The sequence below is a fragment of the Citricoccus sp. genome (assembly GCF_035445025.1).
In the GTDB taxonomy this organism is placed as follows: Bacteria; Actinomycetota; Actinomycetes; order Actinomycetales; family Micrococcaceae; genus Citricoccus.
This window is the reverse complement of sequence record NZ_DAOMPX010000145.1, coordinates 1-2,352: the sequence shown is the minus strand read 5'-3', so window position 1 is coordinate 2,352 and position 2,352 is coordinate 1. Positions and strand designations below refer to the sequence as shown.

At 72.7% G+C, this 2,352-nt stretch carries 2 protein-coding genes; one reads left to right on the top strand and one right to left on the bottom strand.

Annotated elements, in window-relative coordinates; all coding sequences use genetic code 11:
* Positions 1-107 precede the first annotated feature (107 nt).
* Positions 108-791 (bottom strand): ArsR/SmtB family transcription factor, encoded by a 684-nt coding sequence (locus PLJ28_RS15615; RefSeq protein ID WP_183529839.1) that lies wholly within the window; start codon positions 789-791, stop codon positions 108-110.
* A 109-nt stretch (positions 792-900) separates the two neighbouring features.
* Here PLJ28_RS15615 and PLJ28_RS15610 point away from each other — a divergent pair, with 109 nt between their 5' ends.
* Positions 901-2,172, top strand: a complete 1,272-nt coding sequence (locus PLJ28_RS15610; RefSeq protein WP_183529841.1) for an MFS transporter — start codon at positions 901-903, stop codon at positions 2,170-2,172.
* The last annotated feature ends 180 nt before the right edge of the window (positions 2,173-2,352 follow it).

Here is a 2,352-nt window from a genome sequence, read left to right as displayed (position 1 = left end):
CGAGGGGCTCAGCGCCTACCTGAGCTACAAGTCCATCCACCGCCGGGCCCGCTGAGCGGCCCGCCGGCAGGAGGCCCCGGTTCCCCGTGCGAGGGGCCGGGGCCTTCCTACGCGGCGCGGCCCTGCTCGACCGGCAGTCCGGCCAGGCGCCATTCGAGCATGCCGTCCTGCAGGCGGGACGCGGTCCTGCCGGAGGCCCGCAGGAGGGCCACGGCCTCGTAGGCGAACACGCAATAGGCACCCCGGCAGTAGGCCACCACCTCGACGTCGGCCGGCAGTTCCCCGAGCCGGTCGCGGAGTTCGTCCAGGGGCATCGAGACCGCTCCGGGGATGTGCGCGGCCGAATACTCCTCGGCCGGGCGCACGTCCACCACCGTCACCTCCCCGGTCGCCCATCGGCTGAGCAGCTCCTCGCGGCCCACCGCCCGGGCGCCCTCGGGTCCCTCGCTGTCCGGGCCCAGGTACTCGACGCGGGCACGTTCCACACCGGCGGTCCGCTCCCCCGCCACGGCGCGCAACCGCTCGTACAGGGCGGCCACGTCCTGGCCTGCGAGTCCGTAGTGGATGCGGGTGCCCTCCCGCCGCGTGGTGACCAGTCCGGCCTGCCTCAGGACCTGCAGGTGGGCGGAGGCGGTGCTCAGCCCCAGCCCGGCCGCGGTCGCCAGGTGTTCCACGCTGCGCTCGCCCTGGGCCAGCAGGTCCAGCAGTTCCAGCCGCCGGCCGTTCGCCAGTGCCTTGCCCACGCGCGCCAGCTCGTCGAACAGCGCGGACTTCTTCACGCGGTCACCCATCTAGTCCTCCAATGATCTATGGAATACTGTAGTCCATCTATTCCACGTTTTGCCCGAATAGTGCCCCGGCCGGTCGGCCGCGGCCTCCCCGACCCTTCCGAGGATCCCCATGTCCCGCGCTCCCTCTCCCCCCGCCACCGTGCGGCTCGGCCTGCGAGAGAATGCCGCCCAGTTCGCCCTGCTCGTGGCGGTCAACGCCCTCGTGGGCGGCATGGTGGGCCAGCAGCAGACGGTACTGCCCCTGCTCGCTGAGGCCGAGTTCGGCCTGTCCGGCTACACGTTCATCTTCGCCTACGTGGCCGCCTTCGGCCTGAGCAAGGCCGCCGCCAACTGGTTCGCCGGCACGCTCTCGGACCGCTACGGGCGCAAGCCCGTCCTGCTGGGCGGCTGGCTCCTGGCGGTGCCCGTCCCACTGCTGCTGATCTGGGCACCGGACTGGTGGTGGATCGTCGCGGCCAACGTGCTGCTCGGCATCAGCCAGGGACTGACCTGGTCGACCACCGTGGTGATGAAGATCGATCTCGTGGGACCTGAACGGCGGGGCCTGGCGATGGGACTGAACGAGGCGGCCGGTTACGGTGCCGTGGCCGTGACCTCGCTGCTCGCCGGGTGGCTCGCCGGGACCGTCGGACTGCGCCCGGCCCCGTTCCTGCTGGGCCTGGCCTACGCGGCCCTCGCCCTGGTCCTGACGGGATTCTTCGTCCGGGAGACCCGTGGCCACGCCTACCTCGAGGCGGCGGGGCACGCCCCGCATTCCCACGGTCACCACGATCACCTGCACGGTTCGCTGACCGACCGGCAGATCGCGATGCAGACGAGCCTGCTGGACCCGGCCCTGTCCTCGGCCAGCCAGGCCGGGCTCGTCAACAATCTCAATTTCGGCCTGTCCTGGGGCGTGTTCCCCCTGCTGTTCGCCGGCTCGGGCCTGCCGCTGGCGCAGGTCGGGGTGCTGATGGCCCTGTATCCCGGGGTGTGGGGGGCGGGCCAGCTCGTCACGGGCGCCCTGTCCGACCGGATCGGGCGCAAGCACCTCATCACCGCCGGGATGGCCGTGCAGTCCATAGCCCTGGGGGTCGTCGCCCTGGGCTCCGGGTTCACCGGCTGGGCCGCGGGCTCCGTGCTGCTGGGACTGGGGACGGCGATGGTCTACCCGACCCTGCTGGCCGCCGTCGGGGACGTGGCCCACCCCGTCTGGCGGGGGCGCGCGGTGGGGGTGTACCGGGTCTGGCGGGACCTTGGCTACGCGGTGGGCGCCGTGGGAGGCGGGCTCGTGGCCGACCTGCTGGACCTGCGGGCGGCCGTGTGGGTGGCCATGGCGATCAGCGCCACCTCGGCGCTGGGCGTGGCCCTGCGCATGTACGAGACGCACCCTCGGCGCTGAGCCTGCCGACGACCGACGGGGCCCGGCCCGTCAGGCCGGACCCCGTCAAGGTCGGTATCACCGCGGCGAGAACGCCTCCCCCGGCGAACGGATCGTCAGGCCAGGGCAGGCTCCGCGTCCGCGGTGTTCTCGGCGAAGCCCAGCTCGTCCAGGGAGGCGCCGTTGGCCACGGCCTCCAGG